Annotated in this window: 13 protein-coding genes; 7 read left to right on the top strand and 6 right to left on the bottom strand. The window is 35.9% G+C overall.

Annotated features, from left to right (window positions below):
- The first annotated feature begins 302 nt into the window (after positions 1 to 302).
- The 5 genes from NYR30_RS07680 to NYR30_RS07660 are packed head-to-tail and all read left to right on the top strand — an operon-like array spanning position 303 to position 5,671.
- Positions 303 to 2,000, top strand: coding sequence for an ABC transporter substrate-binding protein (locus NYR30_RS07680; RefSeq protein WP_302502460.1), 1,698 nt, complete (start codon positions 303 to 305; stop codon positions 1,998 to 2,000).
- Positions 1,997 to 2,956 carry an ABC transporter permease gene (locus tag NYR30_RS07675; RefSeq protein ID WP_066107469.1) on the top strand — a complete coding sequence of 320 codons (960 nt, stop codon included), beginning with the start codon at positions 1,997 to 1,999 and terminating at the stop codon, positions 2,954 to 2,956. Before NYR30_RS07680 ends, NYR30_RS07675 begins: the two co-directional genes overlap by 4 nt.
- Entirely contained in the window at positions 2,949 to 3,836 is an 888-nt protein-coding gene (locus NYR30_RS07670; protein ID WP_066107466.1) for an ABC transporter permease subunit, read from the top strand. Before NYR30_RS07675 ends, NYR30_RS07670 begins: the two co-directional genes overlap by 8 nt.
- Before the next feature lie 12 nt (positions 3,837 to 3,848).
- Complete coding sequence (locus NYR30_RS07665; RefSeq protein ID WP_066111029.1) at positions 3,849 to 4,904, top strand: peptide ABC transporter ATP-binding protein; 1,056 nt, start codon at positions 3,849 to 3,851, stop codon at positions 4,902 to 4,904.
- A 5-nt stretch (positions 4,905 to 4,909) separates the two neighbouring features.
- The gene (locus tag NYR30_RS07660) at positions 4,910 to 5,671 is read left to right on the top strand and encodes an ATP-binding cassette domain-containing protein (RefSeq protein ID WP_066107461.1); all 762 of its coding nucleotides are present in this window, start codon (positions 4,910 to 4,912) and stop codon (positions 5,669 to 5,671) included.
- A 33-nt stretch (positions 5,672 to 5,704) separates the two neighbouring features.
- Here NYR30_RS07660 and NYR30_RS07655 read toward each other — a convergent pair whose 3' ends face one another.
- The 6 genes from NYR30_RS07655 to NYR30_RS07630 form a co-directional block, all read right to left on the bottom strand.
- Complete coding sequence (locus tag NYR30_RS07655) at positions 5,705 to 6,631, bottom strand: mechanosensitive ion channel family protein (protein WP_066107458.1); 927 nt, start codon at positions 6,629 to 6,631, stop codon at positions 5,705 to 5,707.
- Positions 6,632 to 7,381: 750 nt separating this feature from the next.
- Entirely contained in the window at positions 7,382 to 8,335 is a 954-nt protein-coding gene (locus tag NYR30_RS07650; RefSeq protein WP_231113146.1) for a tyrosine-type recombinase/integrase, read from the bottom strand.
- Positions 8,316 to 10,154 carry a MobH family relaxase gene (gene mobH, locus NYR30_RS07645; RefSeq protein ID WP_302500398.1) on the bottom strand — a complete coding sequence of 613 codons (1,839 nt, stop codon included), beginning with the start codon at positions 10,152 to 10,154 and terminating at the stop codon, positions 8,316 to 8,318. Before mobH ends, NYR30_RS07650 begins: the two co-directional genes overlap by 20 nt.
- A gap of 192 nt (positions 10,155 to 10,346) precedes the next feature.
- Positions 10,347 to 14,444 carry a YadA-like family protein gene (locus NYR30_RS07640; protein ID WP_302500397.1) on the bottom strand — a complete coding sequence of 1,366 codons (4,098 nt, stop codon included), beginning with the start codon at positions 14,442 to 14,444 and terminating at the stop codon, positions 10,347 to 10,349.
- Between the two features lie 117 nt (positions 14,445 to 14,561).
- On the bottom strand, positions 14,562 to 14,984 hold the full coding sequence (locus tag NYR30_RS07635; RefSeq protein ID WP_302500396.1) for a type II toxin-antitoxin system VapC family toxin: 423 nt from the start codon (positions 14,982 to 14,984) through the stop codon (positions 14,562 to 14,564).
- 1 nt (position 14,985) lies between these two features.
- Complete coding sequence (locus NYR30_RS07630; protein ID WP_302500395.1) at positions 14,986 to 16,104, bottom strand: AAA family ATPase; 1,119 nt, start codon at positions 16,102 to 16,104, stop codon at positions 14,986 to 14,988.
- 290 nt (positions 16,105 to 16,394) lie between these two features.
- Here NYR30_RS07630 and NYR30_RS07625 point away from each other — a divergent pair, with 290 nt between their 5' ends.
- Both NYR30_RS07625 and NYR30_RS07620 read left to right on the top strand, forming a co-directional pair.
- The gene (locus tag NYR30_RS07625) at positions 16,395 to 16,832 is read left to right on the top strand and encodes a TIGR03757 family integrating conjugative element protein (protein WP_302500394.1); all 438 of its coding nucleotides are present in this window, start codon (positions 16,395 to 16,397) and stop codon (positions 16,830 to 16,832) included.
- Positions 16,829 to 17,758 carry a TIGR03756 family integrating conjugative element protein gene (locus tag NYR30_RS07620; RefSeq protein WP_302500393.1) on the top strand — a complete coding sequence of 310 codons (930 nt, stop codon included), beginning with the start codon at positions 16,829 to 16,831 and terminating at the stop codon, positions 17,756 to 17,758. The genes NYR30_RS07625 and NYR30_RS07620 overlap by 4 nt, the downstream gene beginning before the upstream one ends.
- Positions 17,759 to 17,760: the final 2 nt, after the last annotated feature.

Here is a 17,760-nt window from a genome sequence, read left to right as displayed (position 1 = left end):
TTTTATACAATAAAAAAATAATCAAAATTGATTAGGTGCCTAAAAAATAGACCAAATTGTTGTAAGCTAAATCGTTTTAGGTAACATTTTTTTCACTAATTTTAAATAGTTAATCTATTTTTGATACATTTTTGAATGCTGGTTGATAACTTGCTGTTCGTCAGAGTATTGATTAAGATCGTCGTTTTGTTGAATTAATCGACTAATAGCTAGTATTTCCTTTTACAAAGGAAAATTCACTCGTTAATATGCTGTTTTCATCAATGTATCGATTGAATGTAGTGCATCGCACTGGTTTTATTATGGTTTTATCAAGATATTTTGTGCTGTATTGGCTTGGCTTATTTGGGGCAGGTTTTGCGCTTGCTGCGCCGAGCGTACCGAAACAAGTGTTAGATAATGGGTTAGTTTATTGCACTCATTCTTTACCCGTTTCTTTAAATCCACAAACAGCGGATATCGGCACTAATACTAATATTGTTGCCGATCAGATTTATAATAAGTTATTTGAATTAAGTGGCAACGATAACCACGTAGTTCCGTCGTTGGCGACCTCTTATTATCTTTCGAAAGATGGTCGAACTATCACTATTAATCTTCGTCGTGGAGTGAAATTTCATAAAACCGAATGGTTTACTCCGACACGTGATTTTAATGCTGAGGATGTTGTCTTTTCATTAAATCGTATTATTGGTAAAAATGATGGAATTTTTCCTGCAGATGAAAATGTGAATACAAATAGCAGTAAAGTTTCACAATATGAATTATTTAATGAAAAAGCCAAAAATAAACATTTCCCTTATTTTGAAAGTATTCGGTTAAGAAATAAGATCAAATCAGTGGTCGCGATTAATCCTTATCAAGTGCAAATTCATTTAGTATCACCAGATGCGTCGGTACTTTCGCATTTATCTGGGCCAAATGCGGTTATTTTATCCTATGAATATGCTTTGCAATTAAATGCCGATGATAACTTAGCGCAATTGGATACATTGCCAGTAGGAACAGGGCCTTATCAATTAAAAAGCTACTTTAGAGATCGCAACGTTCGGTTAGTTCGTAATGATGAGTATTGGGGAGAACGTGCCAATATTAAGAATGTCGTGATTGATGTTTCGACAACAAAAACAGGCAGATTGGCAAAATTTTTAAATGGTGAATGCGATATTGTGGCGTTTCCAGACGCCAGCCAATTAAAGTTGTTAAATGAACGGTTACCGAGCGTGCGTATTAGCGTGTCTGATAGTATGAATTTGGCGTTTGTTGCCTTAAATATGAAACGTCAAGTGATGCAGAATGTTGATACTAGACGTGCGATTGCCTTTGCAATTAATCGCCAACGCATTATTAAACATATTTATTATGGTACTGCGAAAGTGGCACAATCGATTATTCCGCAGATTTCGTGGGCATCACGCTTTAATGCTACCGCTTTTGATTATGACTATGATCCTGAAAAAGCACGTTCCTTATTAACTAATAAAAATCTTACGTTGTCATTTTGGGTGATTGATGAGGAACAGGTGTACGATCCTAATCCGATAAAAATGGCCGAGATGATTAAATATGATTTGGCTAAAGTGGGGATTAAGGTCAATATCAAGGTTGTTTCGTATAATTTCTTGAAAAAACGTGTAGAAGAAGGCAAAGACGATTACGATATGATTTTAACTGGTTGGGTAACCAATAACTTGGATCCTGATAGTTTTTTACGACCGATTTTAAGTTGCCCTTCACAAAGTACCATTTCCAATTTAAGTAGCTGGTGTCATCCGCCGATGGATGCGTTATTAGTAAAAGCGTTACAAACAGATGTACAGCTATTACGTTCATTAGATTATGATATGGCGCAGCAAATTATTGTGCGTCAGGTGCCGATTATTCCAATTGCTACGGTTAATAATGTGTTGGTTGCGAATAACCGAGTTGCAGGTATTAATATGACACCATTCGGCAATATCCATTTTAGAGCGTTATCGTTAAATGAGGTGCAAAAATGATGGTTGCATTGATCAGACGATTATTATTAATTTTTATCTCATTAATCGTATTAACAATGATCTCTTATTGGATAATGTTGAAAGATCCATTGAACCAAGTGTTGTTTGATAAATCGTTGTTTGCAGGATATTTTAGTTATATTAATCAACTGCTTAGCGGCGATTTTGGTATCACTTATGTTGGCGGTGAATTATTAAGAGATCAAATTCTGTTAGTTTTACCATCAACTTTAGAACTCTGTATTGCCGCGCTTTTTTTAGCGTTACTATTTGGTATTCCATTAGGTTTTATCGGCGCATTAAATCGTGGTTCGGTGGGCAGTTTTATTCGTGGTGTTTCCTCAGTGGGATTATCTATTCCTGTTTATTGGATAGGGCCAATCTTGTTGTATTTAGCTGCGATTTATAATTGGGAGATCTCTTCCGTTGGGCAATATAACGCTTTATATGATATTAAACCGATAACAGGTTTTGCGATTATTGATGTTTGGTTTGTGGAAGAGCCTTATCGCATCAAAATTGTGCAAAGTGTATTACAACATTTAGCGTTGCCAACGTTGGTATTGATGATTACACCAATGATGGAGATTATTCGACTTACACAATATCGCGCTGATCAAGTGGTATCGGCGAATTATACGAAAAGTGCTTTAATTCGCGGTTGGTCAAAAATGCGTGTGTTACGGATTTATCTGTTGCGTAATACGTTAGGGCCGATTTTGCCACAAATTATTCGTACTTTTACCTTAACTTTTGCTTCTTGTATGTTGATTGAAAATATTTTTAATTGGTCTGGCATTGGGCAATGGTTGATCGCGGCATTATCAGAACAAGATTACAATGCGGTAGCGATTGGGGTAATGGTGATTGGATTGATTGTATTAATGATTAATTTATTAGCAGATCTAAGTGAATTTTTATTAGATCCTTATAAGAAAAAGGCTTGGTATGATTGAGCAACGCGCAGAAGATTTTCGTATAACCAATACCATTTCTGCAATCTGGTCTATTTTTCGACAAGACAAAATTGCGCTGTTTAGTCTATTTTGTTTGTCTGCATTAGTCGCTATTGCGATTTTAGTACCTTATTTGTCACCGTATTCGCCAGATCAACAATTTATCGGTAAAGAGTTAATTCCGCCATTTTGGGATAAAGCTGGGGATTTAATTTTTTTATTAGGCACAGATGATATTGGCCGCGATCTCTTTAGTCGCCTTTTATGGGGTGTACATTACACCTTTGGTTCAGCACTATTAATTGTGTTAGCCATTTTATTACTTGGTGGTGTATTAGGTTTATTAGTCGGCATCAATCAAGGGGTGAAATCCAGAACTTTAAAATATCTTGGCGATATCTTTTTATCCATTCCAATTTTATTGGTGGCGATTATTATTGCCGCTTTAATGGATAGCGGTTTACAAAACGCGATGTTGGCGATTTTTCTAGCGTTATTACCGCACTTTATTCATCAAATTGATAGTGCGGTACAACAAGAGCTGCAAAAAGATTATGTGGTGTTGTTACGTTTAGAAGGAATTTCCAAATATTTACTGTTAAAAGAGACTATTGTGCCGAATATTTTCCCTGTTTTTGTCAGAGAAATTTCCAGAATTTTTATTTTAGCGATTATGGATGTGAGTGCGTTGAGTTTCATCTCTTTGGGTGCAGCTTCTACTGTTCCAGAATGGGGCGCAATGATTCGTGACGCATTGGATTTATTATATATTGCGCCTTGGGCAGTAGTATTACCGGGAACGGCGATTATGCTGTCTATTCTGGTGATTATTATTTTAAGCAATAGCTTATTGCGTGCTTTTCATAAATATCATTCATAAACGGGAGATCTTATGGCTTTATTAGATATTCGTAATTTATGTATTGATATTAAAACCGCCAATGGCAAAGTGCGGATTGTTGATAATGTCAATTTGACGCTGAATGAAGAAGATATGTATGGCTTGGTGGGGGAGTCAGGTTCAGGAAAAAGTTTGATCGCTAAAGTGATTTGTAACGCGGTAAAAGAGGATTGGATCATCAGCGCAGACCGTTTTCGCTTTAATGATGTTGAACTGTTGAAACTCTCTACCTCTAAACGGCGTAAATTGGTTGGGCGGCAAATTTCGATGATTTATCAAGATCCGCTGACGTATCTTGATCCAAGTAAAACGATTGGCGCACAGCTAAGGCAAAGTATTCCCAACTGGACTTTTAAAGGGAAGTGGTGGCGCTGGTTTGGCTGGAAAAAACGGCGAGTGGTGGAGTTATTACACCGCGTAGGTATTCGCGATCACCGCGATATTATGCGCAGTTATCCGGATGAAATTACCGAAGGTGAAGGGCAAAAAGTGATGATAGCGATGGCGATTGCCAATCAACCGCGCCTTTTAATTGCGGATGAAGCGATTAACACTTTAGGTACCAACACGCAAACACAAATTTATCGTTTATTGTTAGCGATGAACCAAAATCATGGTACGACAATTCTATTTTTAAGTAGTGATTTGGTATCAGTAAGCGAATGGTGTAATACGCTTAATATCTTATATTGTGGGCAATCGGTAGAATCTGGGCCAAAAGAGATGATTATGGAATCCCCGTATCACCCTTATACCAAAGCTTTGATGAATTCAAATCCGGATTACAATGTGCCGCTAGGGCCAAAAACACAATTGAATGCTTTACCTGGTATGGTGCCGTTATTGACTAATTTGCCAATTGGTTGTCGTTTAGGGCCTCGTTGTCCATTTTCACAACGTAAATGTGTTACTAAACCGCCAACACGTCGGGTGAAACAACATGAATACGCTTGTTATTATCCGCTAAATATGCGTGTTCATTCCGTTGCAGCCGAGAAAATTGAACCAATAACCATTCAAGCGAATGAAATAGATAAAGATGAGTAATAACAATGAGTGAAGTGGTGTTACGTGTTGAAAATTTAACGAAAACCTTTCCTGCTAGTGGTAATGCATTATTTAATCGTGCCTTTGATGCAGTGAAAGATATTTCTTTCCAAATTGAACAACGCAAAACGTTAGCGATTATTGGTGAAAATAGTTCAGGGAAATCAACATTGGCCAAGATGATTGTCGGGATTACTGAACCTAGCCAAGGTGAGATTTATTTTAAAGATCGCCTATTAAAGTTCGGTGATTACTCTTTTCGTTCTAAACATATCAGAATGTTGTTTCAAGATCCGAATGCAACTTTTAATACTCATCTTAATGTTGGGCAAACGTTGGATTTACCGTTACGTTTAGCAACTCCATTATCCGAAGCGGAACGAAACCACAAAATATTTCAAACTCTACGCCTAGTGGGTTTATCACCGATTCATGCCAATATTCGTTTTAGTGATTTAACTATTAGTCAAAAACAGCGTATTGCGTTAGCGCGGACGTTAATCCTTGAACCAGAAGTGATTATTGTGGATGACGCATTAAACTCGTTGGATTCGTTAGTAAGAGCACAATTAATTAATTTATTACTAAAACTGCAAGAGCAATTAGGCATTGCTTATATTTATATCGGGCAAAATATTGGCATTATTAAGCATATTTCAGATGAATTATTGGTATTACACGAAGGGCAAATTTTAGAATATGGCGAAACATTAGATGTCATTGCCGATCCACAAACTGAACAGACCAAGCGATTATTACAACAATAAAAAAGTGCGCCAAATTAGCGCACTTTTTTTCACTTATTTTTGTTCACTATTCTTCTCAATAGCTTCAATTTGGTTACTGGTAAGATTAATATCCAATTGATTAAATGGAATATCGATTCCCGCCTTATCAAATTCTATTTTAACTTTCTCCATAATGGCGTAATGTACGCTCCAATAATCGCCAGTATTAACCCAAGGACGCACAAATAATTGCACACTGCTTGCTGCCAATGCACCGACGGCGATTAATGGTTCAGGGTGTTTTAAAACACGAGGTTCTTCCGCTAAACAACGTGCAATAATCTCTTTCGCTTTAGTAATATCGGCTTCATAAGAAATATCAAAAATAAAATCAATACGACGAGTTTTATTCATTGAGTAGTTAGTGATTTTTTGCGTAAAGATCTGATTATTTGGTACTAAAACCGTTTTATTATCGCCGGTACGCAATTCCAACATTAATAAGCCAATTTGTGTCACTGTACCTGCGCCGCTAGCAACTTCGATCCAATCACCTTTACGAAAAGGTTTAAAGATTAAAATCATCACACCTGCGGCAAAGTTTTGTAATGAGTTTTGTAACGATAAACCAATGGCTAAACCGGCAGCACCAATTAATGCAACTAATGAAGTGGTATTAATACCTAGCTGCGAAAGCGCGGCAATTACCACGATTAATAACAGAGCAAAATATGAAATAGAGCGAATAAATTCACTTAACATTTCATCTTTCACTGTGCGATTAATCATTGCACCAAGCAATTTACTAATAAATCTCGCTAAGCGTTTCCCGATTAAGAAGATAACAATCGCTAATAAAATTTTTAAAGAATAAGGTACAACCCAATCATGGAAAAAGTTTAACAATTGTTGCTGACTGAAAAGGGAATGCCAATCTACATTTTGCAAATCAATGGAAGTATTCAGAGTGTTTTCTACTGCTTTTGTATTTTCTGCCATAATGCCTCCTATCAATAACATAAAGCTAAATATTATAAATATGTTAACAAGAAGATCAAATTGGCGAGGATAAAGAGACTATAAATGCTAAGTATTGCTGTGTCAGTTGATACCAAAAATTAATATTAAGGCAATCACCAAAAGGAACAGACCTAACCAATTCCGAGTTATGAGCTTCTCGATTATTATGAGAAGTAACAGCCCGGCAACTAAAATTATGAGACCATTCATTTAGTCACCTCCAGCAGAATGACTCTATATAGATTTTTATATAACTATATTGAAAATATTATATTTTTCAAATTTTCCAGCCTCTCTCCAATTTTGTAGAGAGCTTCTGTTGTTGGTTATAGCAGTTTATATATTTTTTCTCTTACTTGAGATAAAGTAACAAGCTTTTAGAAAATTAATGACATTAATGAATTGGATAGTTGAAAAGATTATTACATGATGGTGCCCCCAACAGGACTTGAACCTGTGACCAATCGATTATGAGTCAATCGCTGTAAGCCAATTGTTCTGACCGATTAAGTTGGAGCTGTTAGAAAGACCAAATGATTATACATAATGAGAAATGTAATATGTAAGTCTAAGGTCATATTATAAACAGTTAAATATAGAGTTTTATATCTTATTGATCAATATAATAATTATACTACCTATAATTAATTTTTGATCAATAGGTAGTCTAATGTTTTTCCTTAATTATGTAAAGCCTATTTTATTTATTATATGCTAATTTGTTGCAGCTTAAATTGAATTTACTAGCTGACGCAACATATCTACATCATATTCAATATAACTTAATGTGGTCTTAATATCTTTATGCCCTAATAATTTCTGTGTGCCATAGAGATTCTGCTCTGGTTTTTTCATTAAATTTGTCGCTAATGTATGCCTAAATCTATGAGATGATAGTCGTATATTGGTAATCTTGGATAGTTTTCTGAAAAAATATGATAATTGGTCTTCTGTCATGTCGCCCATATGTTTTGTCGTCTTTGATACATGATTGATATTAAATAATTTCTCATTATCTAGTATTCCTCTTTTATGTAATTCATCGACTAAAGTGCTGAGATAAGGATAAAGTTTTGACGCAATAGGAATAGTATGATCATCATGAGTTTTATTTATGTTATGTGGTATAAATATGGTGCGTTCATTCAAATTAATATGGTTGATTTGTAACTGTAAGAGCTGATTACGCCGTATTCCTGTGTACAATAATGTAAAAATTAAAGCTTGTGCGTAAAAAACGGGGCAGTAATCTCCACATAGTTGTGATAATGCTTTTTTGTCATTTTGTTTTTCTAGCAAATTAATGAGCACATTCAAATCTTGATCTTTTATCGTTTTTCTTTTTTTCTTTGGTTCACGAAGGAATGTGCCTACAAAGGGATTATCTATTTGAGGAATTATCTTATTTTTAAGCCCAAAATTAAATACGGCTTTACAATGTCGCATACAGTTATTCCATGTCACTTCATTCACCGTTTGTAATTTGTGAGTGCGCCAGGTTAAGAGTACTTCTTTTGTAATTTGACTGACTAATATATCTGGATGAGCTTTTGTAAATATAGAAACCATCCTCCTATAAGTGTCCTTCGTTTTCTGTCTTAAATATTTATAAGTTAAAAACAGATCTAGAAGTTCATCTAGTGTTATATCTTCACCACAGAAATTATTCTTTTTCTCCATCATTCACATCCTGTAAAGTAAGATACATATTGTTAAAATACTGTTTGTTTGTAAAAAATTCAATATTTTCAATTAAATAGCCTTTTACTCTGGATGTTTTATAATCTCCTTTTATAATACAAGTCCAAATATTGAAATTTCCTGGTTGCTTTTTCTTATGTAAATTCAATCTTTGAAATTGTTTCTGTAACTCTCTCCAGGAGTTAGTGTTACCTGCTGTTGTTTGGCAATAGACTTGAAAAATACCTGGGGTTACTAAAAAAATACAATCGTTAACGAAATGTATTTTTGCTTGTGGTTCATTTGTTGGGAATGTGTCGTTAGCAAGTGATGTTTTCAGCCATTCTACAAATTTTTCTGCATTTATTTCTGTATTTATTTGGTCTGTATTATCTGTCAGTAACGTTATAGTATCGGATAATGTTGAAATTTTTTCGGTTGCATGAACTAGTTCATTAGTAATACTGTTTTCTTGTTTCTGTTCATCTTGCTTTTGTTTTGTATCATCTGGTGTATTAAAAAGGTTTAATGCAAAATCAAAACTATCATTAAATTTTTTCTCTTGTGTATCTATTGGGATAATATTATTGACATCTGTACCAGAATTATCATCATCAGTATTCTTTTGTTCACTTTGATTGTTGACAATAACTATTCCGTTAAACACGGTTGGTCGCTTGTCAATACTGTCCCAGATTAATGATGGACTTACTTTTAAGAGGGTAAAAGAGATTTGAGGTTGCCAGCCTGCATTCGATTTTATTTGTGCATTCCAAATTGCTTTATTGTCGGGTGTTGCTTCAATTAACCTATGAGCTTGCATTTCATCAAATAATTTGCTGTTTTGGGCAGGAACGGATATTCCTTGTTGCATAAGGTATGCTCGAATTTTATCCGTTACTGTTTTACTAACAAGCCAAAGCCCTTCATCTGTTAACCATCCGTCCGAACCGCTTTTCTCATTATTAAGTTGGAGATCATGTTCGATAAGGTAACGTAAGGCGGTAAGAATTTGGTTAGCAAAAGATTTTTGAGGTTGTTTTAGTTTTGTTGTATCGCCACCCAAATATAATGAAACGCTCATTTTGTCGGCTTGTTGTATAATTTCTCCGAGTAAACCTGCTTTATCATAGTGTCCAGCAGCTAAATAAAAATAAGATGAAAAGGCTTCAGGGTATTTTGCAAGCCAATCTAGTGATAGAGGGGATAATAAATAATTTGTAATATATGATCCCATTGTCGGATGTAAATGATAATCGCGATCTTTAATGTGTTTAAAGCGGTAAGGGGTGTTGATTTTTCCTTGCCACAAATACCATCTTCCTTTCGTTGTTTCAATTTCTATGTCTGTAAGAATTTTGGCAATGTCATGAATTAATGCACTATAAATTACTGCACCAGTCCAAGCTTCACTTTGTTGAGCTTGCTCTTCTGGAGCAGAATTCGGCGGTAATAAATAATTTTGTCGCAATTTGACAGCAAAACAGATCACTTCTAAACCATGATCTAGCATACCTCCTAAATGTGCATGATGATGAGTTTCTGACGCAGGTAATTCTTGTACTAATTCTGCATATTGTTCGATAGCTTTGTGATAGAGTGTCTTGAACATTGCTTCAGACATAGATACTGATTGATAGATATTTTTAATTAATTTTTGGCGAAGTGGTGTAGATAAAAGTTCTGAAGCAGTTTTTGGTTGTAACCAACCATCTGAAAGTAGTTTATTATCTTGATAGAGCTGAGTATTTTCTTGCCGTTTAGTTATTTCAATACGATTTTTTCTAAAAATTCTATGAGCTAAAGTATGTAGTAATTTCATAGCCTTTTCTGCCTTTTTGCCTTTTGTGTATCAAATTGGAAGCCATTTACGGGTAGGCCCGTTCCTCTTTGAGGAACGGTTACCCTTAATATTTACCCTTAGCCGCAGGCTCCCTTATTTGCCTTTTGCTTTTTATTTTTAATCAGTAAATAAAAGAAAAACTCTCTCGTATGAGTGAGAGAGTTGTATTGATTAGAAACCGAATGCAAACCCAGCAGCGCCTGCTATGTCGCCATTTGAGCTTGCAGATGCACTAAAGCTAACAACAGCGTTATCTTTGTCACTCTTAACACGTAAGCCGATTGCAACCGCACTTTCACCTCTGAATGTTGCTGTGCCTGCACCAACGCTGTAACGTTTGTTGCTAACAGTTGGGATTGCTCCCATTGCCATTGCACTTGCAATACCCGCTCTTGTTTCTTCTTTAAGTTGCTTGATTTGCTTATCTGTATGCTGTTTCAATCCATTAATACGCATATCAGTATAAGTATTTGCTTGTGCTAATGTGTTACGAGTCATATCACGCACATAGCTATGTACTGCACTGCTTGTGATAAGTTGTTTACTATTTGCTTTGACTTCATTTGTACCAAGTTTTGCTTGCCAATTTTCTACATCTTGAGCAGTGAGATTTTTCGCTGATCTATCTGCCTTGTTAGATATGTCTATACCGTTGATTACTGCATTCTGAATTGCGGTATAAACAGTTTTACCGTTAACAAGATTTTTATCAGTTTCTGAAATTGTGCCTATGCCCAGTTTTTTAGCATATTTTTCAGCATCAATATTACTTGCATCTGTATTGGCTTTAGTATTTAGGTCTGGCTGAATAGCTTCTTTAATATCGTTATTAGATACATTGACCGCATACAATGTATTACCGTCCTTAACAGTTTTAGATACGGTAGTATTAGTACCATTTACGATTTCTACAGCTTCATTGGCTAAGTTCTTAATAGTGGTTTTACCATTATTAGTTATATTGTCCAGGTCAGTATTAGCCTTATTAGAGAGAGAGGTATTAATCGTAGTAATATCACCTTTATCTGCTTTAGTTTCTAAAGCAATATTCAGTGTATCGCCAGTAATCAATCCTTTATCGCCTTTGGCATTCTTACCATTACCAAGTTTCTCTTGCCATTTCTGCACATCCGCTGACACAAGGTTGCTTGCGTCTTTGTTTGCTTTACCATCTAAGTCTTTTTGTACTGCCCCTTTAATCGCTTCATTAGAGACATTGACAGCGTAGGTTTTGGCATCGCCATCGGTGCTTTCAGTCACAGTAGTATTGGTTCCTGCAATAACCTTCACAGCACCTTTGGCAAGGTTCTTAATCACCGTTTCACCATCCGTAGTAAGGTTATTCAGGTTAGTGTTGGCTTTGCCATTTAATGCTGTATTGATACCGTCTAAACTAGTATTGATATTAGTAATATCAGTTTTATTTGCTTTATCTGATAATGCAGCAGTTAAAGCTGTATTTAGCGTATCGCCAGTAATCAAGCCTTTATCGCCTTTGGTATTCTTACCATTACCAAGTTTCTCCTGCCATTTTTGCACATCCGCTGACACAAGGTTGCTTGCGTCTTTGTTTGCTTTACCATCTAAGTCTTTTTGTACTGCCCCTTTAATCGCTTCATTAGAGACATTGACAGCGTAGGTTTTGGCATCGCCATCGGTGCTTTCAGTCACAGTAGTATTGGTTCCTGCAATAACCTTCACAGCACCTTTGGCAAGGTTTTTAATCACTGTTTCGCCATCACTCGTAATGTTATTAAGGCTGGTATTGGCTTTGCCATTTAATGCTGTATTGATACCGTCTAAACTAGTATTGATATTAGTAATATCAGTTTTATCTGCTTTTTTACCTAATGTCGTATTAAGAGCTTTAGTATTACTATCAAGTGCAGTTAATGCAGCCCCAACATTGCTGTAATTTTTAGCCGTTGGTGTTGTACTAGTTACGTCCGTAATCGAGTATGTCGGTGCTGTTACTCGCCCATTAGTGTCCACTGATGAGCCTCCATCAAGGTGCTTGGCTACGTCTGATGCTAGATTACTTAATGCTGTTGCGGTTGCACTATTTTCAGTTGATCCTACCTCGAGTAGGGTTTTCCAATTCTCGACATTCACTGCCGTGCCGTTTTCAAGGATATCGTGAATTTGGCTACCGTTGATAGCGTCTTTACTGGTTTGGCTAATCGTGCCGTCAGCCACATAGACAATCTTACGTTGTGCTGCGGCAGAGCCGACAGATACGGTATTGTCGCCACCATCTGCACTGTTCGCTCCGAGGATGATCGCATGATTCGCCGTTGTGACTACATTGGATCCTAATACGAAAGTATTGTTACCTGCTTGATGTGGTTTTGTAGCATTACCTATGGTGTTGTTATTACCGAACGCATAACTACCATCACCGTAAATATAATTGGGGTCACCAAAAGCCCCTGAGTTGTTACCCAATACATTATGCCCTGTACCAATCGCAATCGAGTTAGTCCCTGTTACAGCCGATCCTTTGCCAATGGCAATGGAGTTTTCACCTGTCACGATGGTATCTGTGCCAATCGCAAGTGAGTTAGCGCCTGTTGCGAGGGCATTTGTGCCAATGGCATAGGCATTTTCGCCAACATTGGTCAAGTCGTTTAGTGTTAAAGCGTCACGCAATGCTTGTAATCTATCTTGTTCAGATTTGAGTTCATTCGCTTTTGCGGTGAGTTGTCGCATGATTTCTTCATAGCGTTGTGATAGTGCTAAGTCCGCAGCACTTGGGTTTGTGTTGTCGTATGTAGATTTTGCTTGGTCTGCTGCCGTCTTTAGGCGAGCGATCTCAGCTTCTTTTTCTGCAATCGCATTTTTGTTAATGCCAAGAGCTTTTTCTAACTCAGCTGTCAGTGTTTCTGTTGTCAGTTTGTTTTTTTCTATAACATCAGTAATATTTTCTTTTTTCCACTGAGAATAATAATTTTCAACATTTTTCCGAAATAATGTATTCAGATCATATAATGAGTTGCTGACAGGATAATTTTTCAGTTTTTCTTGCAGTAGAGATGACGTATTAGCTTTTTTATCTAGCCATGTTGTTTCATGTGTTTGTTCATATTTCCACTGAAAATACATCTTATCTAAATTTGCTTTATATGTAAGTAATAGTCTATATAAGCCATTCTTTATATCTAACTTATAATTATCTGGCATAAATTCAGAATAAGGATAGTTATCAGCCGTTTTTTCTACTGCATTTAATACCCGATTATAATTATTTAAAATGGAATGATATTGTTCTTCATTTATTACTGATTCATTCGCGATGTTACTAGTGATTAATGGTAAAGTAGCATCTCCTGCGTTATAGTTTATATTTAAAGTTTCTCCTTTGACTCTGGAGTATGATATTACTCCATCAGAGTTAAGGTAATAAACTGAATAGCAGTAAGAGCCATCCCACGAACAATCTTGGTTTATTTCAATTGATTTAATGATTCCTGGAGTGATGGATTGATTTGTAATTGAATGATATAGACTAGATCCCGCCAGGTATTGTAAATTGCCACTTGAAGAGTAAGCTCTAATGAAAGAATTATTTAATTGTATTGCTGACCGCAAATCTCCCAACGCCCGATAATAACTGCTCACATAATCTTTATAAAAATCCACACTTAAATTCAACGTAGTGCCTTCCTCGACAATAGATTTAAGCTGTGTCGCGGCGTTGGTTAGTCCCTCGTCTGAGCTAATATCCACATTACCAATACGGCTTACCCCAGTTAATCGACTGTTTAAATCGTCAATCTTAGCTTGAGCGTCTCTTAAAAATTGAGCAGATCCTGCAACGGTATCGTTGTACGTTTTGAGTTTTTCTTGCCATACGTTGTATGCTGATTGCTTTGCTAATCGCACTTGTTTTACACGTTCGCCAGCTTCAATCACATCCGCTTCGACCTTTCGGATGTTTTGTAGTTCACTAAGCAAGCGGTTTGTATTCGCCTCAGCTGTGGCAATATCAGCTAGCTTTTGCTTGTTTTCTGCGAGCTTTGCATTAATGCTGTCTTTGGTTTCATTGCCACCTGTGGCAACAGCGTTTTTGCCTAGTGCAACAGAGTTTTTTCCCGTTGCGATAGAACCAGCCCCTCTTGCACGAGAGCCAGCTCCCATTTCAAGCCCTGAATCATCGCCAATATTATTAATGGTAATATTGACAATATTCGGTTGTTGTTGAGTTTCTTCTGCGGTTGCTGAAGCTGATAAAATTGCAGATAAGAGTAGTGCTAGTGTTGTTTTTTTCATAGTGTTCCTCATTGTTTGATTAAAGAAGGAACACTATTAAATTACATAGATGAAGAAAAAGTGAACAGGAAATTGATTATTCAAAAAAATCAATTTAGTGTTATCAGATAACTAGTATTAGATCTTCTGATATAGCTCATCCCAACTTTGCATATCTTTATCATTTGAAACGAGCTCTAGATTATGAATTTTAGCTGTTGAAAAGTGCACTATATCAAAATTGTGTTTATCTATTTTCTTGGTTTCTTGTCCTTTTTGAAGACGTTCATATTTTTCAAATCGAAATAGATCACTTGCTAAATTCGTAATTTTATGATCAATATTAAGTGATGAAAATGAAGCGATGGCTGTTTTTACCTTCTGATAGGTTTCTTTGTCTTCCCAAGCAAGACCACGTAATACTTCATAGCTAATTAGAGGTGTAATAAAAATGACGGTATTTTTATCTTCCATTAGCATTTTTAATTTTCTAGCTGATTCACTGTCTTTATCATTTAAGGCATCAATAAGAATATTTGCATCGAGTAAAACACCATTCATTTTATACTCCTAATAAGTCTAAGATTGCTTTTTTAGCTTGTTCTTGATGTTCAGCTTTTGCTGACTTAATTTTAATTTGATTAAGATCTATATCAAAAGCCTCTTGTAGCAGATCAATTAGAGCGAAATTACTTGCATTAGGAATATCTTCATTGATGATCTTATTATCCTTATTTACCAAGCGGGATGCGGAACCATTATATAATTGAGAGAGTACCAAAGAAGAATGTGTTGTTATAATAAAACGAGTGCAAGGAAATACTTCAGATAGAATGGGTAAAATTTTCGTTTGCCATTCTAAATGTAGGTGACTCTCTATTTCATCAATTAATACATATCCTTCGATATTCTCTATTTGTTGGCTATTGGTGAAGAATGAATAACCTGCAATAATGGATTGGATTATTTTTATCAGTGATGCAAAGCCACTACTTAATTCGCTTAGTTTCGTTTTTTTACCATCAACCAGAATGGAAACTTGATTATCTCCAGATATTTTTAGTGTTGATTTATCACAACTAATCCGTTCATCAATTTTATTTAAAATCTTCAATAGCGAGATTAATTCTAACTCTCTATTATCTTCTTCATCTTGATAACTTGTTGAAGAATTTGCACGTTGAATAATCCATTCTTGAATAGGCATATCCATATTGAGAGATGAAAAATCATTGCTCATTGAGTTAATAATATGGTTGAAATAGTTCTGTGCACGTGTATCAGCAGTTCCTAAAGGTGCAATGCGATTACCATTGTTATTTTCATATTCACTCTTTATTTTCCCTCGATTTTGAGCGGCAAGAAATATAACAGGATAGGAATGAGAGAGTTTATCGTTAGTGAGATATTGATTGATATATCGCCAATTTTCTGTATCTATACGAATCAACTGCTCATTACCAATCAAGCATTCATTAAAAACAACATTCTCTCCAGACATTCCATATTCTTGAAAAGCTGTATTTGTGAAGATTAATAACGTATAGAGTGCTTCAAGTGCTTTTGTTTTTCCAATGCCATTTGTACCAATTAATACGTTAATTGAGCTATCTGATAACGTTAATTTAAGTTCATTTATTCCTCTAACACCTTTGAAGTCGATATTTTTTAAAGAGAGCATTATGTATCCTATCTTCAGCATTGCTATAGCTATGACCTCTATACTACGCTATATAAAAAGTTTGTAAAGGCTGGAGCTAAAGTATAAAAAGCAACAACAACATTTTCTTTGCAAAAATACTCCTAGAAATAAAAACTTAATAATGATTATGCTGGTTTTGAATACTTTTAGATCTATAAAAGATGGCAATTCTGAATTTTTTGATTTTTTTTGATAATCAATTTCCTGTTCACTTTTTCCTCATCTATGTAATTTAATTATGTTCCCATTTTGTTTTTAATGAGGAACATATGAAGAAATTAGTTGTGTCTATCGTCGTCTGTCTGTGTACTAACTTTGCTTCTGCGATAGAAGCAGAAAGACAAGTAACGGTATATACCTCTCAAAATTACTCCATTCAGCATGCTGAACTGGCAAACAAAATCTACTATTTAGATCAAGTACAACAAGTAGAAGATAAATTTGCTGAGCAATTTCCGTTAGGACAACAGCCAGAAGCTGCTTTGCAACAGATTAATCAACTGCGACAGTCTAATGAATGGTTACAACTGGAACAGCAATTAAAATTCGCTTATGAAGGTGTTTCCGCTGCTTTTACTAACGGTATTCGTAAGATACCAGCAATTCAAATTACAGGAACAGATCACAAAAATTATGTGCTTTATGGCATTACCGATGTGAGTGTCGCTTTGGCTCGTTATCAGCAGTATAAGGAGTCAGCACAATGAAAATGTCTAAACTTTTTACAACTTTTTTATTGTCATCTTCTGTAGGAAGTGCATTTGCCTTAAATACTGCACAAATTATGGCATCAAGTGCATCACATAGTTGTATGGAATATCGTGTTGTTGGTATCTGCTATTGGTTATATTGCGGGTGGGGAGGCTGTCGTGTACGAACTTCTGTGAAAGTAAGACATTACCTACCTGAGCAAGTAGTAAGTAGCTACAACCATGATGGGCAAAATCCGTGGACGGAAGTGAAATTATTGGGGCAGGGGATCAAAGCTGGGCCAGAAAATGAACGTCCACAAACAAAACAATATTCCCAACTGACATTTAAGAACGTGGACGTTATTGGCCATCCAGGTGGTGCAATTACTCAATTGTTAAGTCGATCTGGCTATTATTGTAATACGCAAACATCACCCTTTAAGCCACATTTCTTAAGTGGATTAGATATTGTTGGTTGGCGTACTGGTATGCCTGAGTCTCTCTATCCAGAAGCTATTACACCAGGATTACGCGAAATTGGAAATTTAGGTGATATGTGGGGGAATATTTATCCGAGAGCGGGAGCTGTTACACAAATTCATCCATATAAGGCGGCATCTGTTACGGCACAACGAGCAGCAGATATTATCTCACGTACAGGACAATTACACGTATATATTCCCGCAGCACAAAAAGCACGACCTAGCCGTGGCTATTGGCCTCCGCCTCCTATTGAGGAAGGGAAGATTAAAACGCACAAATGGCAAATGTTATATCCAAAAATGGAAAATTCTTGTGCCATTTTTCCTGATCGTTCTCCATCAGATACTTACTCGGACAAAATCTCAACACAACAAGATTACGCTTGGGCGCTATGGAGACCTTATAGCTGCTGCAAACGACGTGGGCAAACTTTTTTATTTAGTACAGATTGGAATTAAAA

Source organism: Gallibacterium salpingitidis, assembly GCF_030517105.1.
Classification (GTDB): Bacteria; Pseudomonadota; Gammaproteobacteria; order Enterobacterales; family Pasteurellaceae; genus Gallibacterium; species Gallibacterium salpingitidis.
Note: the sequence above shows the minus strand (reverse complement) of the source record. Positions and strands in the feature narration are given on the sequence as shown.